Genomic DNA, 24,862 nt, shown 5'->3' with positions numbered 1-24,862 from the left:
CACCGGCGCCGAAAGCGACGAGCGACAAGCGACGCAGGAGCGCCGGAGAGAGGAACGTCGGCACCGGACCGAAGCGCCCGAAGGCGGCAGACAGCACCGCAGCGCGCGCCACACCCGAGGCAGCCTGCCTAGACTTGGGAAGGCTTCCGCCGCGACAGGAGGAGACCTCCGATGGCCGACCGCACCACGGCACGAACGGGGCAGGCGCCGCCCGTCGAGCGCCCTCAGCAGCTGCGCAACGTCGTCCTGATCGGTTGCAGCGGCTCCGGTAAGACCACCCTCGCCGAGTCCCTGGCCCTCGCCGTCGGCGTCATCGGCCGAGCCGGGCGGATCGCCGACGGCAACACCGTCTCCGACCACGAGGACATCGAGCACAAGCAGCAGCGCTCGGTACAGCTGGCCGTCCTGCCGCTGGAGTGGAACGGCACCAAGATCAACCTGCTCGACCCGCCCGGCCACCCCGACTTCGCCGCCGAACTGCGCGCCGGCCTGCACGCCGCCGACGCCGCCGTCTTCGTCGTCTCCGCCACCGACCCCGTCACCGCCCCCACCCGCGCCCTGTGGCGCGAATGCGCGGACGCGGGCATCCCCCGCGCCGTGGTGGTCGCCAAGCTCGATGTCGCCCGCAGCAGCTTCGACGACATCCTGACCGCCTGCCACGACGCCTTCGGCCTGGGCCCCGACACGCTGCGCCCGCTCTACCTCCCGCTGTACGCCGAGGGCCACCCCCGCGGCTCGGTCGACCTGCTCACCGGCCGTGCCTACGGCGAGAGCATCCCCGCACCCGACGCCGGAGCGGCCCGCGAGAGCCTGGTCGAGGCCATCTCCGGCCAGGACGACACCCTGATGGAGCGCTACCTCGCCGGCGAGGCGCTCGACACCGAGGCGCTGGAGGACGGCCTTCGCCGCGAGGTACTCAGCTGCGCGCTGCACCCCGCACTGGCCGCCACCGACCAGGGCCTGGGCGCCACCGAACTCCTCGACCTCATCGCCACCGCCTTCCCCGATCCCACCCGGCGCCGCGAACCCTTCGAGGGCGACAACCCCACCCCGGGCGACCCCGACGCCCCGCTCGCCGCCCAGGTGATCCGGGTCACCGGCGACGCCTACGTCGGGCGGATCAGTCTGGTCCGCGTCCTCACCGGCACCCTGCGCCCCGACACGCACGTCAGCCTCACCGGCCCCAGCCACCAGGAGGAGGAGACGCTCGACGAGCGCATCACCACGCTCACCAGTCCCTTCGGCAAACAGCAGCGCATCGTCCCCGAAGCCCTCGCCGGCGACCTGGTCTGCGTGGCCAAGCTCACCGCCGCCCACACCGGCGACACCCTCGCCGATCCCGGGCACCCCGTCCGGCTCGCCCCCTGGCCGCTGCCCGAGCCCCTGCTCCCCGTCCCGATCGAGGCGCACAGCAAGGCCGACGACGACAAGCTCTCGCAGGCCCTGACCAGGCTCACCACCGAGGACCCCGCGCTGCGCCTGGAACAGAACGCGGACACCCACCAGCTCGTCCTCTGGTGCACCGGCGAGGCCCACGCCGAGGTCGTACTCGACCGGCTGCGCGGCCGGCACGGCGTCCACGTCGACACCGTCCCCTACAAGGTCGCCCTGCGCGAGACCTTCGGCACCGCGGCCGCCGGTCACGGCCGGCTGGTCAAGCAGTCCGGCGGCCACGGCCAGTACGCCCTGTGCGACCTGGAGGTGGAGCCGCTGCCGACCGGCGCCGGCTTCGAGTTCCAGGAGCGGGTGGTCGGCGGCGCGGTGCCCAAGCACTTCATCCCGTCGGTCGAGAAGGGCGTGCGCGCCCAGCTCGCCAAGGGCGTCGCCACCGGCCACCCGCTGGTCGACGTCCGGGTCACCCTGGTCGACGGCAAGGCCCACTCGGTGGACTCCTCGGACTCCGCGTTCCAGAGCGCCGCCGCCCTCGCCCTGCGCGACGCCGCCACCCATGCCGTCGTCCGGCTGCTGGAGCCCGTCGCCGCGGTCAGCGTGCTGCTGCCCGACGAGTACCTGGGCGCGGCGCTCGGCGACCTCTCCGGCCGGCGCGGACGGGTGCTGGGCACCGAGACCGGCGGCCCGGGCCTGACCCTGCTACGCGCCGAGGTCCCCGAGCTGGAACTCGCCCGCTACCCCGTCGACCTGCGTTCACTCACCCACGGCACCGCCGAGTTCTCCCGCAGCTACCTGCGGCACGAGCCGATGCCGGCCGCCCTCGCAGCCGCGCACACCGACGGCGACTGACCATCCCGGCCGCCGCCGCCCGTACGTCATCGCCGGGCTTTCGCCTCACAACTGGGGCGGACGGCGGTGCGGACGGCTCACGGCCTGGCTCACGAACGGCGCGCGGGCAGCGCGCACGCCGGGGTGCCGCCCGGCATCCGGTGCCGGTTCTTGGCCACCCATCGGTAGACCAGGTCCGCCACCGGCCGTACCGGTGCCAGCGCCAGCAGCCCGCCCAGGTACGCCCACACGCCCCCCGAGCGCATCAACAGCCGGGCCACCGCCCGCGCCCCGCCGTACACCCGGCCGGCCGGCGTCACCCACAGCACCTCGCGCTCGGCCCGCTCCCAGCTGACCTCGCCGCGTCCGCCGGCCAGCGCGTCCAGCTCCGCCAGGTCGGCGAACTGGAACGGGACCGCGTCCCACCCGCCCGAGGCCAGCGTCTGGCGCAGGTACCGCTCGGCCGCGTTCGCACACGTCGTACAGAACGCGCAGTCACCGTCGAAGACGAGCACCGGATCCTTCAACACCACTTGGCTCATACCCCCGATCCTGCCTCATCCGGCGGCCCCGGCCGTCATCGAGCACACCACCGGAGGGTCGAAGTCACCGAAATCTGGGAATCATGCCCAAAAGGCTGACCGCCGACCCGTCGTGACGGTTCTTCAGACGATCATCAGCGGGGTGGGCCCGCGGCACGATAACCTGCCGCTGACAAGGGGAGGAGGGGACGCACCGTGACCACACTCGACATGACCCCCGGCGCGCAGATACCCCGTACGGATGTCGGCCCGCAGACCGCGGTCACCCAGGCGCTCTCCTCGGCGGCCTACCGCGACGGCGAGCTGTCGGCGTTCGCGGCCGTGCAGCCCGAAGTCAAGCAGAAGGACGGCCGGTTCGCACTGTTCCGGCCGAATCTCGGCGAGGCGTTCAGCCGGGCCGTGATCGCCCGCACGCTCGGGGCCGCGCGCAACCCGCTCGTCCCCTCGTTCGGCACCGACGCCCGCCTGATCGTCGAGCACTGCCTCGCCGCGCAGGAGCTGCGGGACGTACGGGACCGCAAGCTCACCACCGTCACCGCGCTCAGTGGCCTGCTCTTCCTGCCCGGCACCCTGCTCTGGCTCGGGGCCTTCCAGCTGCGCGCCTGGCTGAAGAAGGGCCAGGTCAAGCAGGAGGGCCTGATCGGCGGCCTGGTGCTGCTCGCCGTCGCCGCGATCGCCGTGCTGTTCGCGCTGCGGCCCCCGTTCAGCGGTCTCGCGGCACTGTACTTCCGGGTCGTGGTGCTCGCGCCGGTGGTCGGCTGGTACCTCGCCAAGCGGATCGTCCTGCGCAGCACCGAGGACCTGCGGGCCCGCTGGCTGGCCCTGGTCGAGGGCAACACCCTCGCCGCGACCGTCCCCAAGGCCGTGCCGCGGGACGACCTGGACAAGAAGGCCGCCGACCTCAAGGCCCAGCTGGGCCGGCTGGAGGCCGAGCAGGAGACGAACATCCAGCACTACGCCGGTCCCAAGGGCATCCTCGGGGCCGGACGGCGCTGGGGCTCCTGGACGATGTCGGACGTGCTGCAACCCGCCGAGGGCCATGACGACTTCCGTGCGTTCCACCCCTGGGACCTGGTCCGCAAGATCACCGCGCATCTCAAGTCGCTCAGCATCAGCGAGGTCGCCAACAGCGGCATGACCAACCTCTCGATCCAGCAGTGGGTCATGCAGGAGGTCGGTGAGAGCGCCGACGAGATCGGGCGGCCGGCCGGTGCCGACATGGACGGCGTCCGGATGCGGGAGTTCGCCATCCAGGGCGTCGCGGACCGGCAGAACCTCTCCGGCGGGCCACGGCACTACCTGGCCGTGCAGTTCGTGCTCTTCGACGGGAAGCTGATCGTCACCTTCACGGTGACGGTCACGCTGCTGGCCAACACCCTGACGGTGGAGGTCGCCGGCCACGCGCTCGGCCCGGTGAACGGCTTGTTCTTCGACAAGCCGAAGCCGAAGGAGACCACCGTCCAGAAGACGGGCAAGTTCTGGGAGGAGCGGACGGTCCAGCTGCCGCTCGTCGACAACGACGAGGTGGTGCGCCAGGCCGTACGCGCGCCCTTCCTGCGCGCCCCCTCGCTGCTGGCCTGGCTGGGCGGCGGCCTCGCGCTGCCCGAGCCGTTCGGTCTGCGGCACGCCTGGGCCGCGCCGCCGTGGGGCAGCCGGTTCATGAGCGACAGCGCGCTCAAGTCCGCGGTGCCGGTGCTGGGCGCCGTCCACCTGGCCACCACGGAGTTCCTGGAGGAGCACGACATCAGCATCGACCGCTTCAAGTCCCGCGCGTCGATCATCAAGGCCGAGGCGCAGGGCCCGCGCCCGTTCCGCGCCGACGCCTTCGACGCGGGCTGACCGGCCGCTGCCGGTGGGGCCCGTATCGGTTCGCCGGTACGGGCCCCACCACTTCGCTGCTACCGCCGCTCAGCCCTGCGGCCAGGCCTCGGCCAGCATCTTGCGGGTGTCCGCCAGCAGCTGCGGCAGCACCTTGGTGTGGCCGACTACCGGCATGAAGTTGGTGTCCCCTCCCCAGCGCGGGACCACGTGCTGGTGCAGGTGCGCGGCGATACCGGCGCCGGCTGCGGCGCCCTGGTTCATCCCGATGTTGAAGCCGTGCGCCCCGGAGGCGGCCCGCAGCGCGGCCATCGCCTTCTTGGTGAAGACCGCCAGCTCGGCGGTCTCGGCCTCGTCCAGATCGGTGTAGTCGGCGACGTGCCGGTACGGGACGACCATCAAGTGCCCGCCGTTGTACGGGTACAGGTTGAGCACCGCGAAGACGGCCGTACCCCGGGCGATCACCAGCCCGTCCTCGTCGCTCAGCGACGGGATCGAGCAGAACGGACAACCATCGTCCGGAGCCGGGCCGGTGGGCTTGTTCTCGCCCTGGATGTACGCCATCCGGTGGGGGGTCCACAGGCGGCGGAAGCCATCCGGCTCCCCCACGCCCTGCTGCAGTTCCGGCTCACTCGTCATGCTGATCAGCATATTCGCCGGACGCCGCTTGCAAAGCGGTGCGGGGCAGACTCATCAAGAGCCTGCCCCGCGCCGCACACCGGAGGGTCACACCTGGATGCGGCGCTCCACGGCGTCGACGATCTCCGCGACGGCGTCCGCGACCGGCACGCCGTTCTTCTGCTCGCCGTTGCGGTAGCGGAAGGACACCGCGCCCGCCTCGACGTCGTCGTTGCCGGCGATCAGCATGAACGGGATCTTCTGCTTCTGGGCGTTGCGGATCTTCTTCTGCATCCGGTCGTCCGAGGTGTCCACCTCGACCCGGATCCCGCGCTTCTTGAGCTCGGCCGCGACCTCCTGGAGGTAGGGCACGTGCTCGTCGGTGATCGGGATGCCGGTCACGGTGACCGGGGCGAGCCACGGCGGCATGGCACCGGCGTAGTGCTCCAGCAGCACCGCGAAGAACCGCTCGATGGAGCCGAACAGCGCCCGGTGGATCATGACCGGCTGCTGGCGCGAGCCGTCCGCCGCCGTGTACTCCAGGTCGAAGCGCTCCGGCAGGTTGAAGTCGAGCTGGATGGTCGACATCTGCCAGGTGCGGCCGATCGCGTCCTTCGCCTGAACCGAGATCTTCGGGCCGTAGAAGGCCGCGCCGCCAGGGTCCGGGACCAGCGGCAGGCCCTGCTTCTCGGCCACCTTGCGCAGTACCTCGGTGGCCTCCTCCCAGGTCTCGTCCGACCCGACGAACTTCTCCGGGTCCTTGGTCGAGAGCTCCAGGTAGAAGTCGGTGAGACCGTAGTCGCGCAGCAGGTCGAGGACGAAGGTCAGGGTCGAGTCGAGCTCGTCCGCCATCTGCTCACGGGTGCAGTAGATGTGCGCGTCGTCCTGGGTGAAGCCCCGGGCACGGGTCAGGCCGTGCACCACACCCGACTTCTCGTAGCGGTACACCGTCCCGAACTCGAAGAGGCGCAGCGGGAGTTCACGGTAGGACCGGCCCCGCGCGTCGAAGATCAGGTTGTGCATCGGGCAGTTCATGGGCTTGAGGTAGTAGTCGGTGCCCTCGTCGAGCTGCATGGGCGGGTACATGCCGTCGGCGTACCAGTCCAGGTGGCCGCTCTTCTCGAAGAGCTTCCCCTTGGTGGCGTGCGGGGTGTAGACGAACTCGTACCCCTCCTCCTCGTGCCGCTTGCGCGAGTAGTCCTCCATCGTGCGGCGGATGATGCCGCCCTTGGGGTGGAAGACGGCGAGGCCGGAACCGATGTCCTCGGGGATGGAGAAGAGGTCCAGCTCGTTGCCGAGCTTGCGGTGGTCGCGCTTCTCGGCCTCCACCAGGAAGTCCAGGTGCGCCTTCAGCTCGTCCTTGGAGGGCCAGGCGGTGCCGTAGATGCGCTGGAGCATCGGGTTCTTCTCGCTGCCGCGCCAGTAGGCGGCCGCGTTGCGCATCAGCTTGAACGCCGGGATGTGCCGGGTGCTGGGCAGGTGCGGGCCGCGGCAGAGGTCGCCCCAGCACTGCTCGCCGGTCTTGGCGTCCAGGTTGTCGTAGATGGTCAGCTCGGCGCCGCCCACCTCGACATTGGAGCCGTCCTCGGCGGAGGCGGAGCCCTTGAGACCGATCAGCTCCAGCTTGTACGGCTCGGCGGCCAGCTCCTCGCGGGCGTCGTCGTCCGCGACCACCCGGCGGGAGAACCGCTGCCCGCGCTTGATGATCTCCTGCATCTTCTTCTCGACGGCCTTGAGGTCATCGGGGTGGAACGGCTTCTCGACGTCGAAGTCGTAGTAGAAGCCGTCCTTGACCGGCGGGCCGATGCCGAGCTTGGCCTCGGGGAAGAGCTGCTGCACGGCCTGCGCCATCACGTGCGCGGTGGAGTGGCGCAGGATGTCCAGGCCGTCCTTGCTGCCGATCTCGACGGGCTCGACCTCGTCGCCGTCCTGGACGGCGTACGCGAGGTCCTTGAGCGCGCCGGCGACCCGGGCGGCGATGATCGAGCGGTCGTCGGCGAAGAGCTCGGCGGCCGTCGTGCCCGTGGTCACCACGCGCTCTTCCCGATCGGGTTCGCGGTTGATGATTACCCGGACGTCCGTCACCGGTCTCTCCTGACGTTTTGGATCAGTGCTGCGCGGCACTTTGCCGCGCGTGACGATGGTACCGAGACCGGTGGGCCCATCGTGCACCTATATCCCCCGCTGGTCGGCCCCGCCCTCCCCCAGCGTCTTCAGCAGCCGCTCGCGCTCGGCGTCCTCCAGTCCGCACAGCTCCAGGCCGCGCGCGTGCCCGAGCCGCCGGAAGCCGCCCCGCCGCTCCAGCCGGCCGCTGACCCGCACCGGCGTGCCGGTCAGGTGCGCGCCGGCCGCGAGCCGGTACGCGGCGTCGTCCAGCCGGACCTTCACCTCGGCGACGTCGGCGCCGCCGAGCACCTTCAGCCGTACGGTGCCCGGGCCGGCCGCGGCGGCGCGCTTGAGCCGGACGACCGCGCCGACCAGCGTCACCCGCACCGCCGGCTCGATCCGCTCCAGCAGGTCGGCGGCCTCCTCCAGGGCGGGCAGATCGCCCGGGGAGAAGTCGAGGCTGATCCGCCGGTTGCCGAAGCCGCCCGGGGTGCCGGCCGCCGCCGACCAGACCACCGCGACCTGCGCGGCCGTCGACCCGCGCACCAGCTGCTGCACCGACTCCACCAGTTCGCGGCTGACGCCGGTCTGCACCGCGTTCTCGAAGGCGTCCAGGCCGCCGCTGACCCGGCGGTAGTCCACCGCGTCCCGCAGCGCCTCCAGGGCCCGGACCAGCGTGGTCGTCGCCGCCCTGCCCTCCGGCGCCGGGGTGTAGGCGCTCAGGCCCCCGGCCGCCGGGGCGCCCGGAGCGACCACCAGGACCCGCTCCAGGAAGTCCCCGGCCCAGCCGTCGAGCCGCGCGCCGAAGTACGCGGCCCTTGTCCGCCCGGCCTTGGCGGCGGCGGCGAGCATCTCCCGGGCGGCCCGGTGCAGGCGCTCCTCGCCCTCCCAGGACGCCGCCCCCGGCATCCCGGGCAGCTCCCGCCGCCACTGGATCTCGTCCCCCGGCACGGTGAGCGCCAGCAGGATGGAGCGGGCGGAGGGGCTGCGCGAGCGCGAGAGCGCCGTCACGGCGTCCGCGAGCAGTTCCACCGCGTCGTCGAAGCCGTCGCCGGCCGGCACCAGCAGGCTGGTGTCCGGGTCGCCGTCGCCGGGCGGCGTCCAGCGCCCGTACCTGGCCGCCGGTCCGCCGCGGCGGACCCAGCCGTGCCGGGCGAGCAACGTGGCCAGCACCGCCGGGTCGAGGGTGGCCGGGTCCGGCAGGGCGCAGGCGCCGTCCTCGGATGTCCGGATTCCCGTCATGAGCCCGCTCCTCCCCGCCGGGGGCGCCGGGCCGTCACGGGCTGCCGCCCGCACCGACCCGCGCCATGATGTCGCACAGTGCGCGGTCGTCGAAGACCTTCGCGGTGGGCACCCGGACGTTGGTCCGCCGCTGCCCGGTGACCGGGTGGCCCGCCAGGTTGACCCAGTAGCAGCAGTGCCGTAGCTCCAGTGCCTGGGGCCCGGCCCGCAGCCACTGGTCGACCCGGCGCGGCAGCAGCATCACCACCAGGATCTTCGGCACGGCGATCTGCGCCCTGGCCAGCTTGCGCAGGTGCTCGTTGTCGAGGGTGAAGCTGAAGTGCGTGCCGGCCGGGGCGGCGGCGATCTGCTGGGTGGCCTTCAGCTGGATCTTGATGGTGACCTCGTCGTCGACCAGGTGCGCCGGCGAACCGTGGCTGACCTGCCAGTCGATGCCGTTGTCGGGGAACGGCTGGGACAACGAGCAGCCGGCGGCGGCGGCGACCGCGTGCAGGTAGGCCACCTGAAGCGTCTCCATGCAGGCCGTGGTGGCCAGGTTGCCCCGCAGAACGGCCGGGCCGGTACCGTCCGGCTCCACCGCCTGCGCCGCCTCCGCGGGACGCGGCCGAATCAGCGCCACGACTGCCGCCTCCCCACCTCGGCGAGGGAGCCCGTCCGGATGCGAACAGGCCGCCATCGGGAGCATCCCCGGCCGGTCCGCGGCCAAACGGTTGAGCGGGCGTCAGATGGGGGTATCACCACCCTGGGGCGCGCCGCCGGTCCTCGGCGGCGCGCGCCCGCCAGACCCCCGGCTCCGGCCCGGACGCAGCACCCTGAGGGGCAGTCATGCAGCAGCACTGGTTCACGGGCCCGCTCGCCTCCTTCGACACCGAGACCACCGGCGTGGACGTCGAGACCGACCGCATCGTCTCCGCCGCCCTGGTCGTCCAACTCACGCCCGGTCAGGCCCCGCAGACCGCGACCTGGCTGGCCGACCCCGGGGTGCCGATCCCCGAGGGTGCCCGCGCGGTGCACGGCATCACCGACGAGCGGGTCCGCGCGGACGGCCGCCCGCCGCGGCTGGTGGTGACGGAGATAGCCCGCGCGCTGGGCGAGCAGGCCCGGGCCGGGATACCGGTGGTGGTGATGAACGCGCCGTACGATCTGACGCTGCTGGACCGCGAGTTGCGCCGGCACCGGGGGTGCTCGCTGGCGGAGGGCCTGGGCGCGGCCGAGTTGCTGGTGCTCGACCCGCGGGTGCTCGACAAGCATCTCGACCGCTATCGCAAGGGCCGCCGTACGCTGACCGACCTGTGTGCCCACTACGGCGTGGAGTTGGCCGGCGCGCACGACGCCTCGGCGGACGCGACGGCCGCGCTGGGTCTGGTCCGCGCGCTCGCCGCGCGCTATCCCGGCGCGCTGGGCGGGTTCACGGCGGCCGAACTGCATCTGCGGCAGGCGGTCTGGCACGCCGCGCAGGCACGGGGGTTGCAGCACTGGTTCGACCGCTCCGGTGCCCAGGAGCGGGTCGATCTCTCCTGGCCGCTGCGGCCCGCGCGCTGCGGCTGCGGCCGACGGCTCTCCCCGGAGCACCGCTGCGAGATCGCGGCCTAGCCGAGCGGAGCGGGGTTGACCGGGGCCGGAACGCCACAGGCCCCGATCGGATTCCCGATCAGGGCCTGCGCGTTGCCGGTTGGGGACCAACCGGGCTGTCCGGGTGGGCGATACTGGGATCGAACCAGTGACCCCTTCGGTGTGAACGAAGTGCTCTCCCGCTGAGCTAATCGCCCGGGCAACGAGAAGAAGACTAGCACCATTTGGGGGGCTACTCGCAACCCGCGCCCCCCAGCGCCGCCTGGCACACCCACAGAACTCGCGCACCACGCGGAAGATGACTGCGCTTCAGCCCGATTCCCATCACTATCCCCGGATATCGGAAATAGACGTGGAGCCCCGGCCATTGAATGGCCGGGGCTCCACGTCTCACAATGCATTCCGGTGGGCGATACTGGGATCGAACCAGTGACCCCTTCGGTGTGAACGAAGTGCTCTCCCGCTGAGCTAATCGCCCGGGTGCAGGGAAAACATTACCGCATCCCGACGGGTGCTCCGAACACCCCCGCCCCCGCCCCGCCCGCTAGCGCAGCTGCCAGGGCATGGTCAGCCCGTACCGGGAGAGGTACCAGCCGCCGAGGCCCGCGATCACGACCAGGCCGATGACCGTGAGGATGATGTTGCGGCGCCGGACCTTCGGGTCCAGGGCCTTCTGGGCGGCCTCCGCCACCTTGCGGCGGGTCCAGCGCAGCGCCAGCTGGGCCCAGACGAACTCGGTGGCCCAGATGCCCATGCCCAGGAAGATGACCACCCAGCCCGGCCCGGGCAGCGGCAGCAGGATCACTCCGAGCACCACCACGGCGAGGCCCACCAGGAACACCACCACCTGCCAGCTCAGGTGCAGCGGGCGCGAGCGCCTGATGAAGTGCGGCGCCCGGGAGCCCAGCGGCCGGCCCTCGTCAGGCGTCTCCTGCGGGCCCGGTCCGGCCTGCTTCCCGTCGCTCGTCCCGTCCCCCGTCTCATCCTGCACGGCCCCATCACCCGGTCTTGTCTCGTCGCTTCGTACAACCATGTCAAGGAAACTAGCCGAGATGCGGGCCGGAAATGGGTCACGCTGCGCGCCGTCGCGATTCCGCAATGCGCCGGAAGGGGTACGACTCGCCCTCGAATCAGGACAGAGGGGTTTACATCGGTCTTGGGGGTGGGATGGTCCGTTCGCCGACGTGCGATTCCCCGAGCGCACACTGAGCGAAAGGCCATGGCGCTTATGAACACCACGGTCAGCTGTGAGCTGCACCTGCGCCTCATCGTGTCCAGCGAGTCTTCACTGCCCGTCCCCGCGGGCCTGCGCTACGACACCGCCGACCCCTATGCCGTGCACGCCACCTTCCACACCGGCGCCGACGAGACCGTCGAGTGGGTGTTCGCCCGAGATCTCCTTGCGGAGGGGCTGCACCGACCCACCGGCACCGGCGACGTCCGGGTGTGGCCCTCGCGCAGTCACGGGCAAGGGGTGGTCTGCATCGCGCTGAGCTCTCCGGAAGGAGAAGCCCTGCTGGAGGCCCCGGCCCGGGCGCTTGAGTCGTTTCTCAAGCGCACCGATGCCGCCGTGCCGCCCGGCACCGAACATCGTCACTTCGACCTCGACCGGGAGCTGTCGCACATCCTCGCCGAAAGCTGACCCCGCTGGAGGGGCTGCCGTCTCGCCACCGGCGAGGTCGCGTTCCCCTTCCGTCTCGCGGCCGTCCTACTCGGGGGCACGGTCGCACGCTTCTCGCCGCGCACAGCGCGGCCTCGGGGCCGGTCTCGGCCCCGCTCCCCACGGGGGCGGGTCGAGCACCGCAGGCGCCCGGCCGCCGGGGCCGGCCCCCCCCCCCCCCGGGGGGGGCCCCCCGGGGGCGCCCCGCGGGGGGGGGCCCCCCCCCCGCCGCGCCCCCCCCCCCCCCCCGCGCGCCTGCGGTTGCAGGTCCGGGGGCCGGATCCGGACCGGACCGGCAGGCCATGGCGCGTGGACTGCCACACCGGCCGGCGCGCGGGCTACCACGCCCCTCAGGCGGGCCCGGCCCGGTAAGGTCTGGGGTGACTGTTGACGCGAGGGGCCGACCGCCCCCGCCGCGCGAGGAGCCCCCACGTGCTGATCACCCATGACACAGAGTGCGCACTGAGCATCCTGGTCGAGCTCCTCAACACCTCGCCGGACGCCTGCGGCAGCGAGCTGCTGCCGGACATCGCCGCGCTGGAGGCGTTCGTGGTCCGCCAGGAGATCAGCGAGGTCGACTCACTCACGGCCGCGGACCTGCGCGCCGTGCACGAGCTGCGCGCGCAACTGCGGGTGGTGTTCTCGGCCGGCTCGACCGCCGAGGCCTCGGAGCTGGTGAACGCCGTGGTGGCCGCCGCCGGCACCACCCCCCGGCTGACCGACCACGACCACCACGGGTGGCACATCCACTACTTCGCCCCGCACGCGGCCCTGGGTGACCACCTCGCGGCCGAGCTGGGCATGGCACTCGCGTTCATCCTGATGGCCGGGGAGCGCGAGCGGCTGCGCCGGTGCGAGGCGCCGGACTGCGCCCGGGTGTTCGTCGACCTGTCGCGCAACCGCTCGCGCCGGTACTGCGACAGCCGCACCTGCGGCAACCGGCTGCACGTCGCGGCGTACCGGGCCCGCCAGCGCTCGGCCGAGTCGGTTCCGACGCCCTGAGCCGTCCCGGCGGTGGAGCAGGCGCAGCGCGCGGAGGCGGAACCGGTACCGACCTGCCCCGCACCTGCCGGCAGGGTCAGATGCCCCGGCGGCGGAGGATCTCCTCGATATCGGCGAAGTCGCCGAGCCCGGTGTCCGACGTCTCGGCGGGTTTCGCCTTCGGCGGCGCGGCCGACGTGGGCCGGCCCGCGTCCACGGCGGGGCTGGCCGGTGCCGCGGCGGGCCCGGCCGCGGGCGGGGCGTCGACGCGGCGGCGGCCGCGCCGGCGGGTGACCAGCAGCAGGGCGACGGAGAGCGTCAACAGCGCGATGCCCGTCCAGACCCCCGGGTCCAGCACGAGCCTGGTCGCCCAGTCCCCGATCTCGCTGCCGATCGTGCGGGCCACCGGGAACAGTCCGGTGAGGTAGAGGCCGGCCGGCAGCAGCGCCACCGCGAACCACCGGGTGGCCGACAGGAAGCGGCGCCGGTAGGCCGCGAGGCCCGCGACGGCCAGCCCGGCCGCCGTGAGCGCGAAGCTGACCGCCGCCGTCAGCACGGCCGCTCCCTCAGCTGGTCACTGGTCGTGGTCATCAGGTGGTCGCTGGTCCTGGTCATCAGGCCTCCCGTCCGCCGGTGTCCGCGGGCGCACCGCGCCGTGGCGCTGCGCCCACTAGTGGAACACTGGGCGCATGATCGATGGTTCCCTCCCCCGACTCGAGTTCTGGTGCGAACTCCAGTGTCCGGACTGCCGCACCGCCCTGGACGACGTCCGCGCGCTGCGCGCCGAGTACGGCGACGCGCTGCAGATCGAGCTGCGGCACTTCCCGCTGGAGAAGCACAAGCACGCGTACGCCGCCGCGCAGGCCGCCGAGGAGGCGTTCGCGCAGGGCTACGGCTGGCCGTACGTCGAGGCGCTGCTGGCGCGGGTGGACGAGCTGGCGCAGCGCGGCGAGCAGCTGCTGACCGAGGTGGCCCGCGAGGTGGGGGCGGACGCCGAGGAGGTGGAACTGGCGCTGATCGACGGCCGGCACACCCTGGTCGTGGACGCCGACCAGGCCGAGGGCAAGGCGATCGGGGTGAGCGGTACACCGACGTACGTGATCGCCGGACAGCGGCTGGACGGCGGGCAGAGTCAGGACGGGCTGCGCGCGAGGATCGCCGCCGTCATCGAGCAGGCGAAGGAGAACTGAGGAGTCGTCAGATCAGGGTCTTGCCGAAGATCCGGTTGGTGACCCGGTAGCCGAGCGAGGTGTAGAGCCGGATCGCCGGGTCGTTGCCGCTGAAGACGTTCAGTCCGAGGTGGTGGACCCCGGCGGCCAGGCACTCGCGCTCGGCGAGCAGCATCAGGGTCCGGCCGTGGCCGTGGCCGCGCCGGCTCTCGTCCACCTCGACGCCCATCACCCAGGCGAGCGGGTGGCCGTCGGGCAGTTCGACCCGCCGCAGCTCCACCCAGAGGCTGCCGAGGGCGGTCGGGGCCTGCGCCGCGCCGCCCGCCGCGCCGGGGGCGTTCGAGTCGTCGGCGGCGTACAGGCGGCGTAGGACAACGCCGGGGGTGTCGGCGCCCTGGGCCAGCGTGCCCGGGGCGGCGGCCTCGGACCTGGCGCGGGCCTGCGCCTCGCTCAGGCCCGAGGTGCGCAGCTGACGGCGGTGGGACGCTCTGGCTTCCCCCAGCCACGCCGGGAACTCCTCGGCGTCGATGGGGCGCGCGCCGACGCCGCCCGGCAGGTCCGGCGGTGCGGTCAGTTGCTTGGCCATGTTGCGCATCCGCTCGGTGTAGCCGAGCGTGGCGGCCAGCTGCCGGGCGGCGTGTGCGCCCTCGGGAATGTCGACGTCGACGCGGGTGCAGTCCCAGCCGCGCAGCACCTCCTCCGCCGCCAGTGCGCCGATGGTGGCCCGCCCGCGGCCGCGGCCCTCCCAGACCTCCAGCTCGGAGATCGCGCCCCAGTGCTCGCCCCCGACCGGGGTGGCGGTGGTGCGCAGCGCGCCGACGGGGCGGCCGTTGGCGCGGATCTGCCAGCGGCGGGTGCGCCCGCCGCCGGCGACGGGCGTCTCTGGGCTCTCGGGGCGCAGCGTGGTCGTCATGCTGTGCTCCATTCCCCGCCGCCGGGTCGGGAATCCGGCTCAGGCGCCCGGGCCGGTGTCCGAGCCGGGTGTCCGGGCGCACCCGGGCGCGGATCTCCTCGGGGTGCCCGGCGGGACCAGCGGCCCTTTGCGGGCGCGGCCCGCCGGTCCCACGGGTCGCAGTCCGCCGGTCTCAGGGGTCGAGGTCGTCGCCGCTGCGCTGGGCGAACAGGTCCATCGCCTTGGCGGTCACGGGGCCGGGGCCGGCGAGCTCACGGTCGTCGATCCGGGTGACGGCCTGGACGTCGCGCAGGGTGGAGGTGAGGAAGACCTCCTCGGCGTCCTGGAGGGCGTCGAAGGCCAGGTCGGCCTCCTCTGCGCCGCACCAGTCGATGACCAGCCTCCGGGTGATGCCGGCCAGGCAGCCCGAGGCGAGCGGCGGGGTGAGCAGCCGGCCGCCGAGGACGACGAAGACGTTGGAGCCGGTGCCCTCGCAGAGCCGGCCGGCGGTGTTGGCGAAGAGCGCCTCGGAGGCCCCGACCCGGTGGGCGGCCGCGAGGGCGACGACGTTCTCGGCGTACGAGGTGGTCTTGAGGCCGGCGACGGCGCTGTGCTCGTTGCGGCGCCAGGGCACGGTGGCGACGGCGGTGGTGTCGGGCCGGCGGGCGGCGGTGCCGAGTGCCACGACGAGGGTGGGGCCGTGGTCGCCGCGCTCGGAGCCGAGCGGGGCGGTGCCGCCGGTGTAGGTGACCCGCAGGCGACCGAGCGGCATCGGATTGGCGCGCAGGACCTGCTCGCAGCCCTCGCGGACCTGGTCGTGGTCGGGGTCGGGCAGGCCGAGGCCGCGGGCGGAGCGGGTCAGGCGCTCCAGATGGCGGGTGAGCGCGAAGGCCTGGCCGTGCTCGGCCTTCAGGGTCTCGAAGACGCCGTCGCCGACGGTGAGCCCGTGGTCGAGCACGGAGATCGTGGCGTCGCCGGTGTCGACCAGTGAGCCGTTGACCCAGCTCTTCGTCGGATTCGGCATCGGGTGTGCTCCTCGGGTGGGGGTCAGTTGGTGCCGGTCGCAGACGCTATCGCGACCAGCCGGGCCGCCTTGAGTTCGGTCTCGGCCCACTCGCGTTCGGGGTCGGATTCCCAGGTGATGCCGGCGCCGGTGCCGAACCGCAGGACAGGGGCGTCCGCGGTGGTCCGGTCGATCCAGAACGTGCGTATGCCGACGGCGAGTTCGCCCTCGCCGCGGTCGGCGTCGACCCAGCCGACGGCGCCGCAGTACGGGCCGCGGGGGGCGCGCTCCAGGGCGGCGATGATCCGCAGTGCGCTGCTCTTGGGGGCGCCGGTGACGGAGCCGGGCGGGAAGGTGCCGTGGAACAGTTCGGGCCAGCCGGCGTCCTCACGCAGGGTGCCCTGGACGGTGGAGACGAGGTGGACCAGCCCGGGGTGCTTCTCGACGGCGCACAGGTCGGGGACGGTGATCGAACCGGTACGGCAGACCTGGCCGAGGTCGTTGCGGACCAGGTCGACGATCATCACGTTCTCGGCGTGGTCCTTCTCCAGCAGGTCGGCCTCTGTACGTCCGGTGCCCTTGATCGGGCCGGAGGAGACGATGTCACCGTCACGGCGCAGGTAGAGCTCGGGCGAGGCGGTGGCGATCTCCACGCCGTGCCCGGGCAGCCGCAGGGTGCCGGCGTACGGGGCGGGGTTGCCGTGGGCGAGCAGACCGGTGAGGGCGTCGATGTCGCTGCGGGCCGGGTCCGGCAGGGTCGCGGAGAGCACCCGGCAGAGGTTGGCCTGGTAGACCTCGCCGCGCGCGATGTGCTCGCGGATGCGCCGGACGCCCTCGGTGTAGGCGGCGTGGTCGAGGGAGCTGTGCCAGCTGCCGGGGTGGGGGCCGAGCCAGCCGTCCGCGCGTGGGGGCGCGGGGGCCGGGCGGACGTCGTCGAAGCGGGCGCAGGTGAGCCGGCCCTCGAAGTCGTAGGCGACGGCCCAGAAGCCCGTGGAGTCCAGGGCCGCCGGGTCCGAGGTGACGTCGCGCAGCCCGGTGGCGAGGCGGCCGCCGAAGCGGGCGAGCGGAGCGGGGGGAAGAGCGGGGCCGGACACGGTTCTCCTGCGCGGATTCGGTGCTGTGCCGCGCGAAGGGTGGGCGCGGGCGGCGGTGGTCTGCGGTGCCTGAAGTGTAGGTCCGTGCGTGCGGGGCCGGGGATCGCGCCTGGCGCGGGGCCGTACGCCGGGGCGCTCGGGGCGCTCGGCGAACGGGAGAACGAAGGGCCGGTGCAGGCTGACGGCGCGGCACCTCGGGGGGACCCCCGCGGCACGCTGCGGGAACGGATTTTTAGCTGGCCCAGGAATCCGCTAGAGTTCAACACGTCGCCAGGGAGCGCAGCCGAAGAAAAGCGGTGAGGATCCCCGGGAGACAGGCGGACGTGGCTCAGTTGGTAGAGCATCACCTTGCCAAGGTGAGGGTCGCGAGTTCGAATCTCGTCGTCCGCTCGATGGAGAACATGTAAGATCGTTCTTCGAGTGTTGCCTGGTGGAGTGGCCGAGAGGCGAGGCAACGGCCTGCAAAGCCGTCTACACGGGTTCAAATCCCGTCTCCACCTCCAAGAGGTGCCCCTGGTTCGCCAGGAGCCCTCCCCGCGCGATTAGCTCAGCGGGAGAGCACTACCTTGACACGGTAGGGGTCACTGGTTCAATCCCAGTATCGCGCACTCAGGCCCTTCGAAGGCCTGTCGCAGGACCGCCACACCAGGCGCGATTAGCTCAGCGGGAGAGCACTACCTTGACACGGTAGGGGTCACTGGTTCAATCCCAGTATCGCGCACTCAGGCCCTTCGAAGGCCTGCCGTAGGACCGCCACACCAGGCGCGATTAGCTCAGCGGGAGAGCACTACCTTGACACGGTAGGGGTCACTGGTTCAATCCCAGTATCGCGCACAGTAAGGACGAAGGCCGTGATCCGTGAGGATCACGGCCTTCGTCGTGTCGGCCGCCGGCGGGGCCACGACGAGCTCTGCCGGCTCTGCGGTTCTCGTTCTCTTCGTTCGCGCACGCAGAAGGGCCGCGTGGCGAAGCCCTCACCGGCTTCGCCACGCGGCCGCTCCCGCCTGCCGAGACGCCACGCGCCACTCCCGCCCGTCCGCGGATCAGCGCGGCCCCGGCGTCTCGGCCGGCACTGTCTCCCCTCCCCAGGGGATCAGTGCCCGATCAGGTCGGCGACCGCCTTGGCCTGGGTGGCCATCTGCTCCCAGCCGCCGAAGAGGATCACCAGCAGCACCGCGCAGGGCAGGGCCATGGCCAGGGCCACGGCCGGATGCCTGGTCTGCCCGGGCTCCGGACGGAAGGCGGAGAGCGGCCTGCGGCGGCGGCGGGCTCCCGTGAGCTGCGTTGCCATGACCTTGCCCCTACCCGTTCCGTTCGGCGGCCACCGCCCGTGCGGTGGCCCGTGTCGGTACTGCAAATCGATGGTGCGGATCAGTGCCGCGAGTCGACGCGGTGGACGGATTACCTCGGGGGACGAGCGCCCCGTCCACCGCTGGGCACAACGCTATTGCGCACGGGGGTACCCGGTCGTCATGCCCGCGTACCGTTCGCCGGGCATCCCCGAGGATGACGTCGAAGCCCCCGTGTACTACCGCAGGGGGAGGCGGGCACGATCGCATCCCCGAGGGAACCCTGAGAGCAACCCCGAGGCGCCACCTCCGGCCTGGTCAGACCTGGTCAGCGGGGCCCTAGAGGTAAACATCGGACAATCCCACAGGGCGTGGCGGTGTTGCGTATCAGCACACCGCAGCGGGCAGTCCGTAAGCTGTGCCGGACAGGATCTGACGATGCCCCAACCGACGGGGCCTCACCCACGGGCTGACGGGAACGAAGATGGCGATGATGCGGCTGAGGCGTGAGGACCCCCGCATCGTCGGCCCGTACCGCCTGCACCGGCGGCTGGGCGCCGGCGGCATGGGCGTGGTCTACCTCGGTTCGGACCGCCGGGGCCAGCGGGTCGCACTCAAACTCATTCGCGCCGAGCTCGCCGAGGACGCCGAGTTCCGTACCCGCTTCGCGCGCGAGATCTCGGCCGCGTCGAAGATCCGCGGCGGCTGCACGGCCCGCGTGATGGGCTCCGACATCGAGGCCGACCGGCCCTGGCTCGCCACCGCGTACGTACCGGGCCCCTCGCTGTACAAGCAGGTCGGCGACGAGGGGCCGCTGGACTGGCCGGCCGCGGCCCGGATCGGCGCCGCGCTGGCCGACGGCCTGGTCAAGGTGCACGAGGCAGGGGTGGTGCACCGGGATCTCAAGCCGTCCAACATCCTGCTCTCCCCCAAGGGCCCGCGCATCATCGACTTCGGCATCGCCTGGTCGCGCGGGGCCAGCACGCTCACCCACGTGGGGACGGCGGTCGGCTCCCCCGGCTTCCTGGCACCCGAGCAGGTACGGGGCGCGGCGGTGACACCCGCGACGGACGTGTTCGCCTTCGGTGCCACGCTCGCGTACGCGCTGACCGGAGACTCGCCGTTCGGCTCCGGCGCCTCCTCCGAGGTGATGCTGTACCGGGTGGTGCACGAGGAGCCGGACCTCACCGGCGTACCGCCGCAGCTCGCCCCGCTGGTGCGGGCCTGCCTGGCCAAGGAGCCGACCGACCGACCAGCGGCCGCCGCGCTGCACGAGCGGCTCAGCGAGCTCGCCGCGCGCGGCGCCGCCGCCTGGCCCGGCGCGCGCCCCGGCGCACTGCGCGGCGGCGCGGCCGCCGCAGGCGTTCCCGCGCCCGGGCTTCACGGGCACGGTGGGCCAGGGCACGGTGTTCCCGCGCCTGGCGGGCCTGGGCGCGGCATGGACCAGGCGGTCGCCGCACGCGCCGGACGGCCCGGTGCGGCGGGCGTGGGGCGGCCCGCACCCGCCCGACGGCCGGCCGGGCAGCCGGTCACCACGCCGATGCCCCGACCGGAGAACACCCACAGCACCCGTCCGCTGCGGGAACGTCAGCAGACCCCGCCGCCGAGCCGCCCCGGCGGCGGCCCGCGCGACCGCCAGCACACTCCTCCGCCGGGCCGCCCGACCGCCGCCCGGCAGAGGCTGCTGCGCCAGCGGGTGGTCGTCTTCGTCACCGTCACCCTCGGCGTGGCCCTCGCCATCGCCGCCGCCCAGGGCTGCGAGAACCGCTCCGCCCAGGGCCTCGGCCGCCCCGGCGGCGGGGTTGGCGCCCCGGCGGCGGTGGCCGCCTCGCCCGCGGCGGCCGGGCTCTCCGTCGACGGCGTGGCGGCGTCCGCCCCCGCACAGCTTGCCGCGCCCTTCGGGGCGGCCGCCCGCAGCACCGCGCTGGCGGGAGAGGCCGTGTTCGCGCCGGCTCAGGGCGCGCTGCCCGCCGTCGACTGGCCCAACCGCAGCTACCCGGACCCCTCCGGCGGCCCCGCCGTCCGCCTGCGCGACGGGCGCTCGGCGGGCGAGGGCCCGCAGATCGCGCTCAGCACCGTCCTCCCCGCCCGCTACCGGGGCGCACCGGCCGCCCTGGTGGTCCTGCGGCGAGCGGAGGGATCGGTACCGGTGGACCTGGTCCAGCTCTTCGGCTTCACCGGTGACACGCCCGTGCCGCTCACCTCCCGCGCCTCCGCCGCCGACCCGCAGGCCGGCGCGAGCTGGCGGATCGACAACGGCGCCCTGGTCCGGGAGGAACGCGTGTCCCAGACCGGCGCCGTCTCCTCCACCCGCTACACCGTGCGCGCCGACGGCACCCTGGACGAGTCCTGGCCCGGCGCCGGAGTCTCCGGCGGCACGGGCAGCTGAGCGCTGCCCCGGACGGGCCGGGCCGCAGGCGGGCGGGGCGCACCGGCGGAGTGGTGCGCGCTGCGCGCGTCTCCGGTCAGCTCCGAGGGAGCCGGAGGTGCCCCCCTCGCAGCAGGCGTGACGATGCGGCCGGAGTGGGAGTCGGCGGGTCCGACCTCTCACCGCCGCACGGCCCGCGCCGGTGCTGCGGCGCCGCGGGCCCGCCTTCCGCCGGGTACCGCGCTCGCGGGGCCGGAGGGTCAGCCGGTGGTGACGGCGTAGAAGGCCACGGCGGCGGCGGCGCCGACGTTGAGGGAGTCGATGCCGTGGGCCATCGGGATGCGCACGCACTGGTCGGCGGCGGTGATGGCGCGGCGGGTGAGGCCGTCGCCCTCGGCGCCGAGCATCAGGGCGGCCTTGGGAAGCCGGTGGGGCGCCGCCTCGGCGAGGTCCACGGCGGAGTCGGCGGGGGTCAGCGCCAGCAGGCGGAACCCGGCCTCCCGTACGGTGTCGACGGCGGCCGGCCACGGGTCGAGGCGAGCGTACGGGACGGCGAAGACGGCACCCATCGAGACCTTGACGGCGCGGCGGTACAACGGGTCGGCGCAGTCCGGGGAGAGCAGCACGGCGTCCATCCCCAGGGCGGCCGCGCTGCGGAAGATCGCGCCCAGGTTGGTGTGGTCGACCAGCCCCTCCAGGACGGCCACCCGCCGGGCGTCGGCCAGCAGCGCGGCGGCCGTCGGCAGTGGCTTGCGTTCCATCGAGGCGAGCGCGCCCCGGTGCACGTGGTACCCCGTGACCTCCTCGGCGAGCGCGGCCTCCACCACGTGGACGGGCGCCTCCGCGTCGGCGATGACGTCGGCCATCACCTCCAGCCACTTGGGTGTGAGCAGCATCGAGCGCATCCGGAAGCCGGCCGCCAGTGCGCGGCGGATGACCTTCTCGCCCTCGGCGATGAACAGGCCCTCGGCGGGCTCGCGGCGGCGGCGCAGTTCGACGTCGGTCAGGCCGGTGTAGTCGGCGAGCCGGGGGTCTGCGGGATCGGTGATGGCGCTCGGTTCGGACACCCTGCGATCTTGCCCCGTCGGCGTGGCGAAGGCCAAACCCGCGGGGGTCCGGCCGGCTGCTCGCCTGGTGTCCTCGGGAGAGGGGGAGTAGACATGGGCTATGGCCCGCATCCTGGGCCGATCCGGGGCCCAAAAGGCCGCCGGCTCCACCCGTGGGCCGTGGAGTCGGCGTGAGCGGCCACGTGCGTCGGCCGAGGCGTCGCCGCCCGAGGCGCAGCCCGTCCCCGAGTCCGGCCCACCGCATCCGCGCGCCGCCGGGTCCGACTCGGCCATGCCCTCCTCCGGACGGGCTTCCGTCAGGTCCACCTCCACCGCGTCCGCCGCGTCCTCGCCCGCCGCGCCGCCGGAGCCCGAAGCGGCCTCGCCGCCGGGCCGGAAGCACGAGGGCGGGAAGCACGGTGGCGGGAAGCCGTCGGGCGGGAAGCGCTCGAACGGCGAGCGGCCGGCCGCGCCGCGGCCGTTCGGCCAGCGTGAGCAACCACTGCTGGCACGGCGCACCGTCGCCGGGCAAGTGTTCACCCTCCAGGTGCTGGTGGTGCTGCTGCTGGTCGCCGCGGCCGCGCTGGCCCTGGTGCTCCAGTCGGGGCACGACAGCACGGTCGAGGCCAGGAACCGGTCCGTCGCGGTCGCGCAGACGTACGCGAACTCGCCCGGGATCGTCCCGGCGCTGCGCAGCCCCGACCCGACCGCCATCCTCCAGCCCTCCACCGAGCAGGTCCGGGTGAAGGCGGACGTGGACTTCGTCGTGGTGATGAACACCGACGGCATCCGCTACACCCACCCACTGCCGGACCGGATCGGCAAGAAGTTCGTCGGCAGCATCTCACCGGCGCTGGCCGGCCAGGTGGTCACCGAGAACATCACGGGCACGATCGGCCCGCTGGAGCAGGCCATCGTGCCCGTACGGGACTCCGACGGCACGGTGGTCGGCCTGGTCGCCGCCGGGATCACCATCTCGCGGGTGAGCGGCGCCGCCGAGCGTCAGCTGCCGGTGCTGCTGGGCGCCACCGCCGGCGGGCTGGCGCTGGCCACGGCGGGCACCGCGCTGGTGAGCCGGCGACTGAAGCGCCAGACACACGGCCTGGGCCCGGCCGAGATGACCCGGATGTACGACCACCACGACGCCGTCCTGCACGCCGTCCGCGAGGGCGTGCTGATCGTCGCCGGGGACGGCCGGCTGCTGCTGGCCAACGACGAGGCCCGCCGGCTGCTGGGCCTGGCCGAGGACGCGGAGGGCCGGCCCGTCACCGAGATCGGCCTCGACCCGCCGCTGGCGGACATGCTGGCGTCCGGGCAGGTGGTCAGCGACGAGGTGGTGCTGGCGGGCGAGCGCAGGCTGGTGGTGAACACCCGGCTGACCGACCGGGCCGGCGGCCCGCCCGGCAGCGTCGCCACCCTGCGCGACTCCACCGAGCTGCTCGCCCTCGCGGACCGCGCCGACTCCGCGCGCGGGCGGCTGCGGCTGCTCTACGAGGCCGGGGTGAAGATCGGCAGCACCCTGGACGTCACCCGGACCGCCGAGGAGCTCGCGCAGACGGCCGTCCCGCAGTTCGCCGACTTCGTCACCATCGACCTGATGGAGCCCGTCCTGAACGGGGACGAGCCGACGCCCGGCGGGTCGCTGCAGATGCGGCGGACGGCGTCGCACGGCATCCGCGACGACGCGCCGCTCTACCCGGTGGGCCAGCCGATCACCTTCGTGGACAGCACCCCGCAGTCGCGCAGCATCACGAGCGGCCGCGCCCAGGTGGCGCCTGATCTCGGCGCCTCGGCCGAGTGGCAGGCGCAGGATCCCGAGCGGGCGGCACGGATCGTCGAGTACGGCATCAACTCGCTGATCTCGACTCCGCTGCGGGCCCGCGGCGTGCTCCTGGGCATCGCCAACTTCTGGCGTCTGGAGCGGGCCGAGCCGTTCGAGGAGGACGACCTCTCGCTGGCCGAGGAGCTGGTCGGGCACGCGGCGGTGTGCATCGACAACGCCCGCCGCTACACCCGTGAGCACGTGATGGCCGTCACGCTCCAGCACAGCCTGCTCCCGCGCCATCTGCCCGAGCAGAGCGCGCTGGACGTCGCCTACCGCTACCTGCCCGCGCAGGCGGGCGTCGGCGGCGACTGGTTCGACGTGATCCCGCTGCCGGGCGCCCGGGTCGCGCTGGTGGTCGGGGACGTGGTGGGCCACGGGCTGCACGCGGCGGCCACCATGGGGCGGCTGCGCACCGCCGTGCACAACTTCTCCGCGCTGGACCTGCCGCCGGACGAGCTGCTCGGCCACCTGGACGAGCTGGTCAACCGGATCGACCAGGGCGAGGCGGGCGCGGAGGCGCCGCTGACGGGCGCGACCTGCCTGTACGCGATCTACGATCCGGTCTCCCGGCGCTGCACGCTGGCCCGGGCCGGGCACCCGCCGCCCGCCGTCGTCCGCCCCGACGGCACGGTGGAGTTCGCCGAGGTGCCGGCCGGGCCGCCACTGGGCCTGGCGCTGCTGCCGTTCGAGGCGGTGGAGCTGGAGCTGGCCGAGGGCAGCCGGCTGGTGCTGTACACGGACGGGCTGGTGGAGGACCGGACCCGGGATCTGGACGTCGGACTGGAGCTGCTGCGGACCGCGCTGAGCAGCGCGGCGCACACTCCGGATCAGACCTGCGCGGACGTACTCGGCTCGCTGCTGCCGGCCAAGCCGGAGGACGACATCGCGCTGCTGGTCGCACAGACCAGGGTGCTGCCGGGTGAGCACGTCGCCGAGTGGGAGGTGGCCTCCGATCCGGCCGCGGTGAGCGGGGTGCGCGCCGAGGTGAGCCGGCAGCTGGCGCACTGGGGGCTGGACGAGGCGGCGTTCGTCACCGAGCTGATCCTCAGCGAGCTGGTCACCAACGCGATCCGCTACGGCACCGGCCCGATCAAGGTCCGGCTGCTGCTCGACCGGGTGCTGATCTGCGAGGTGTCCGACACCAGCAGCACCTCCCCGCACCTGCGCTACGCGGCCAGTACCGACGAGGGCGGGCGCGGCCTGTTCCTGGTGGCCCAGTTCGCGGACCGCTGGGGGACGAGGTACACGGGCACGGGCAAGGTCATCTGGACGGAGCAGCCGCTCGGCTAGGGCGGGCCTTGCGGTGTGGGGCAGGAAGTCGGCCGGGCCGACGTGGCCGGAGATCACGGTGAACTCGTGCGTCATACCGCGGTGGGTGACCGGGACGCCGGCCGAGGCCGGGACGCTGATGGAGCTG

19 protein-coding genes, 7 tRNA genes and 1 pseudogene are annotated in these 24,862 nt (G+C 73.3%); 13 read left to right on the top strand and 14 right to left on the bottom strand.

All coding sequences use genetic code 11. The features are described 5' to 3' along the window. Positions 1-171: 171 nt before the first annotated feature. Positions 172-2,241 carry an elongation factor G-like protein EF-G2 gene (locus tag ACIBH3_RS31125; RefSeq protein ID WP_396315449.1) on the top strand — a complete coding sequence of 690 codons (2,070 nt, stop codon included), beginning with the start codon at positions 172-174 and terminating at the stop codon, positions 2,239-2,241. Positions 2,242-2,330: 89 nt separating this feature from the next. On the opposite strand, the gene ACIBH3_RS31120 is transcribed toward ACIBH3_RS31125, so the two are convergent. Continuing rightward, on the bottom strand, positions 2,331-2,762 hold the full coding sequence (locus tag ACIBH3_RS31120) for a thiol-disulfide oxidoreductase DCC family protein (protein WP_396315448.1): 432 nt from the start codon (positions 2,760-2,762) through the stop codon (positions 2,331-2,333). Positions 2,763-2,957: 195 nt separating this feature from the next. Here ACIBH3_RS31120 and ACIBH3_RS31115 point away from each other — a divergent pair, with 195 nt between their 5' ends. Further along, complete coding sequence (locus tag ACIBH3_RS31115; protein ID WP_396315447.1) at positions 2,958-4,601, top strand: hypothetical protein; 1,644 nt, start codon at positions 2,958-2,960, stop codon at positions 4,599-4,601. A 69-nt stretch (positions 4,602-4,670) separates the two neighbouring features. Here ACIBH3_RS31115 and ACIBH3_RS31110 read toward each other — a convergent pair whose 3' ends face one another. The 4 genes from ACIBH3_RS31110 to ACIBH3_RS31095 form a co-directional block, all read right to left on the bottom strand. Continuing rightward, the gene (locus tag ACIBH3_RS31110) at positions 4,671-5,231 is read right to left on the bottom strand and encodes an HIT family protein (RefSeq protein ID WP_396315446.1); all 561 of its coding nucleotides are present in this window, start codon (positions 5,229-5,231) and stop codon (positions 4,671-4,673) included. A gap of 75 nt (positions 5,232-5,306) precedes the next feature. Next, on the bottom strand, positions 5,307-7,283 hold the full coding sequence (thrS, locus tag ACIBH3_RS31105) for a threonine--tRNA ligase (RefSeq protein ID WP_396315445.1): 1,977 nt from the start codon (positions 7,281-7,283) through the stop codon (positions 5,307-5,309). 87 nt (positions 7,284-7,370) lie between these two features. Beyond that, on the bottom strand, positions 7,371-8,546 hold the full coding sequence (locus tag ACIBH3_RS31100; protein ID WP_396315444.1) for a hypothetical protein: 1,176 nt from the start codon (positions 8,544-8,546) through the stop codon (positions 7,371-7,373). A 34-nt stretch (positions 8,547-8,580) separates the two neighbouring features. Beyond that, positions 8,581-9,165 (bottom strand): DUF4365 domain-containing protein, encoded by a 585-nt coding sequence (locus tag ACIBH3_RS31095; RefSeq protein WP_396315443.1) that lies wholly within the window; start codon positions 9,163-9,165, stop codon positions 8,581-8,583. A 206-nt stretch (positions 9,166-9,371) separates the two neighbouring features. Here ACIBH3_RS31095 and ACIBH3_RS31090 point away from each other — a divergent pair, with 206 nt between their 5' ends. After that, on the top strand, positions 9,372-10,139 hold the full coding sequence (locus tag ACIBH3_RS31090) for a 3'-5' exonuclease (protein WP_396315442.1): 768 nt from the start codon (positions 9,372-9,374) through the stop codon (positions 10,137-10,139). A gap of 104 nt (positions 10,140-10,243) precedes the next feature. On the opposite strand, the gene ACIBH3_RS31085 is transcribed toward ACIBH3_RS31090, so the two are convergent. From ACIBH3_RS31085 to ACIBH3_RS31075, 3 genes are all read right to left on the bottom strand, one after another. Then, positions 10,244-10,315: transfer RNA gene (locus tag ACIBH3_RS31085), tRNA-Val, on the bottom strand. A gap of 209 nt (positions 10,316-10,524) precedes the next feature. Beyond that, positions 10,525-10,596: transfer RNA gene (locus ACIBH3_RS31080), tRNA-Val, on the bottom strand. A 66-nt stretch (positions 10,597-10,662) separates the two neighbouring features. Continuing rightward, positions 10,663-11,151 carry a TIGR02611 family protein gene (locus ACIBH3_RS31075; protein WP_396315441.1) on the bottom strand — a complete coding sequence of 163 codons (489 nt, stop codon included), beginning with the start codon at positions 11,149-11,151 and terminating at the stop codon, positions 10,663-10,665. Positions 11,152-11,346: 195 nt separating this feature from the next. On the opposite strand from ACIBH3_RS31075, the gene ACIBH3_RS31070 reads away from it, so the two are divergent. Next, positions 11,347-11,760, top strand: coding sequence for an SsgA family sporulation/cell division regulator (locus ACIBH3_RS31070; protein ID WP_030056266.1), 414 nt, complete (start codon positions 11,347-11,349; stop codon positions 11,758-11,760). A 450-nt stretch (positions 11,761-12,210) separates the two neighbouring features. After that, on the top strand, positions 12,211-12,780 hold the full coding sequence (locus ACIBH3_RS31065; RefSeq protein ID WP_396315440.1) for a CGNR zinc finger domain-containing protein: 570 nt from the start codon (positions 12,211-12,213) through the stop codon (positions 12,778-12,780). A gap of 76 nt (positions 12,781-12,856) precedes the next feature. Here ACIBH3_RS31065 and ACIBH3_RS31060 read toward each other — a convergent pair whose 3' ends face one another. Continuing rightward, positions 12,857-13,315 (bottom strand): hypothetical protein, encoded by a 459-nt coding sequence (locus ACIBH3_RS31060; RefSeq protein WP_396315439.1) that lies wholly within the window; start codon positions 13,313-13,315, stop codon positions 12,857-12,859. A 133-nt stretch (positions 13,316-13,448) separates the two neighbouring features. Between ACIBH3_RS31060 and ACIBH3_RS31055 the strand changes: the two genes are divergently transcribed. Then, positions 13,449-13,949, top strand: a complete 501-nt coding sequence (locus ACIBH3_RS31055) for a DsbA family protein (RefSeq protein WP_396315438.1) — start codon at positions 13,449-13,451, stop codon at positions 13,947-13,949. Positions 13,950-13,956: 7 nt separating this feature from the next. On the opposite strand, the gene ACIBH3_RS31050 is transcribed toward ACIBH3_RS31055, so the two are convergent. The 3 genes from ACIBH3_RS31050 to ACIBH3_RS31040 form a co-directional block, all read right to left on the bottom strand. Continuing rightward, positions 13,957-14,841, bottom strand: coding sequence for a GNAT family N-acetyltransferase (locus ACIBH3_RS31050; protein ID WP_396315437.1), 885 nt, complete (start codon positions 14,839-14,841; stop codon positions 13,957-13,959). A gap of 172 nt (positions 14,842-15,013) precedes the next feature. After that, on the bottom strand, positions 15,014-15,844 hold the full coding sequence (locus ACIBH3_RS31045) for an aminotransferase class IV (protein WP_396315436.1): 831 nt from the start codon (positions 15,842-15,844) through the stop codon (positions 15,014-15,016). Between the two features lie 23 nt (positions 15,845-15,867). After that, positions 15,868-16,917 (bottom strand): chorismate-binding protein, encoded by a 1,050-nt coding sequence (locus tag ACIBH3_RS31040; protein WP_396315435.1) that lies wholly within the window; start codon positions 16,915-16,917, stop codon positions 15,868-15,870. Positions 16,918-17,234: 317 nt separating this feature from the next. Here ACIBH3_RS31040 and ACIBH3_RS31035 point away from each other — a divergent pair. The 5 genes from ACIBH3_RS31035 (at position 17,235) to ACIBH3_RS31015 (ending at position 17,751) form a co-directional block, all read left to right on the top strand. After that, positions 17,235-17,307 (top strand) — tRNA-Gly (locus ACIBH3_RS31035). 39 nt (positions 17,308-17,346) lie between these two features. After that, positions 17,347-17,420, top strand: a tRNA-Cys gene (locus ACIBH3_RS31030). 33 nt (positions 17,421-17,453) lie between these two features. Then, a tRNA-Val gene (locus ACIBH3_RS31025) sits at positions 17,454-17,525 on the top strand. Between the two features lie 41 nt (positions 17,526-17,566). Next, positions 17,567-17,638: transfer RNA gene (locus tag ACIBH3_RS31020), tRNA-Val, on the top strand. Between the two features lie 41 nt (positions 17,639-17,679). Continuing rightward, a tRNA-Val gene (locus ACIBH3_RS31015) sits at positions 17,680-17,751 on the top strand. Positions 17,752-18,010: 259 nt separating this feature from the next. Here ACIBH3_RS31015 and ACIBH3_RS31010 read toward each other — a convergent pair. After that, positions 18,011-18,208 (bottom strand): hypothetical protein, encoded by a 198-nt coding sequence (locus ACIBH3_RS31010; RefSeq protein ID WP_396315434.1) that lies wholly within the window; start codon positions 18,206-18,208, stop codon positions 18,011-18,013. A 482-nt stretch (positions 18,209-18,690) separates the two neighbouring features. Between ACIBH3_RS31010 and ACIBH3_RS31005 the strand changes: the two are divergent. Further along, positions 18,691-19,968: pseudogene (locus tag ACIBH3_RS31005) on the top strand (serine/threonine-protein kinase); the annotation flags it as partial. Positions 19,969-20,834: 866 nt separating this feature from the next. On the opposite strand, the gene ACIBH3_RS31000 reads toward ACIBH3_RS31005, so the two are convergent. After that, a complete protein-coding gene (locus tag ACIBH3_RS31000) occupies positions 20,835-21,641 on the bottom strand; it encodes a TrmH family RNA methyltransferase (RefSeq protein WP_396315433.1) in 807 nt (268 codons plus the stop codon). Positions 21,642-21,912: 271 nt separating this feature from the next. Here ACIBH3_RS31000 and ACIBH3_RS30995 point away from each other — a divergent pair, with 271 nt between their 5' ends. After that, a complete protein-coding gene (locus ACIBH3_RS30995; RefSeq protein ID WP_396315432.1) occupies positions 21,913-24,735 on the top strand; it encodes a SpoIIE family protein phosphatase in 2,823 nt (940 codons plus the stop codon). Positions 24,736-24,862: the final 127 nt, after the last annotated feature.

Source organism: Kitasatospora sp. NPDC050543 (genome assembly GCF_044457565.1).
GTDB lineage: Bacteria > Actinomycetota > Actinomycetes > Streptomycetales > Streptomycetaceae > Kitasatospora.
This window is presented reverse-complemented; position numbering and strand designations above follow the sequence as displayed.

Coding starts and splice junctions, on each gene's coding strand:
- ACIBH3_RS31125 (WP_396315449.1), top strand. CDS start 172: ATGGCCGACCGCACCACGGCACGAACGGGGCAGGCGCCGCCCGTCGAG.
- ACIBH3_RS31120 (WP_396315448.1), bottom strand. CDS start 2,762: ATGAGCCAAGTGGTGTTGAAGGATCCGGTGCTCGTCTTCGACGGTGAC.
- ACIBH3_RS31110 (WP_396315446.1), bottom strand. CDS start 5,231: ATGCTGATCAGCATGACGAGTGAGCCGGAACTGCAGCAGGGCGTGGGG.
- ACIBH3_RS31100 (WP_396315444.1), bottom strand. CDS start 8,546: ATGACGGGAATCCGGACATCCGAGGACGGCGCCTGCGCCCTGCCGGAC.
- ACIBH3_RS31090 (WP_396315442.1), top strand. CDS start 9,372: ATGCAGCAGCACTGGTTCACGGGCCCGCTCGCCTCCTTCGACACCGAG.
- ACIBH3_RS31075 (WP_396315441.1), bottom strand. CDS start 11,151: ATGGTTGTACGAAGCGACGAGACAAGACCGGGTGATGGGGCCGTGCAG.
- ACIBH3_RS31070 (WP_030056266.1), top strand. CDS start 11,347: ATGAACACCACGGTCAGCTGTGAGCTGCACCTGCGCCTCATCGTGTCC.
- ACIBH3_RS31055 (WP_396315438.1), top strand. CDS start 13,449: ATGATCGATGGTTCCCTCCCCCGACTCGAGTTCTGGTGCGAACTCCAG.
- ACIBH3_RS31050 (WP_396315437.1), bottom strand. CDS start 14,841: ATGACGACCACGCTGCGCCCCGAGAGCCCAGAGACGCCCGTCGCCGGC.
- ACIBH3_RS31045 (WP_396315436.1), bottom strand. CDS start 15,844: ATGCCGAATCCGACGAAGAGCTGGGTCAACGGCTCACTGGTCGACACC.
- ACIBH3_RS31010 (WP_396315434.1), bottom strand. CDS start 18,208: ATGGCAACGCAGCTCACGGGAGCCCGCCGCCGCCGCAGGCCGCTCTCC.
- ACIBH3_RS30995 (WP_396315432.1), top strand. CDS start 21,913: ATGCCCTCCTCCGGACGGGCTTCCGTCAGGTCCACCTCCACCGCGTCC.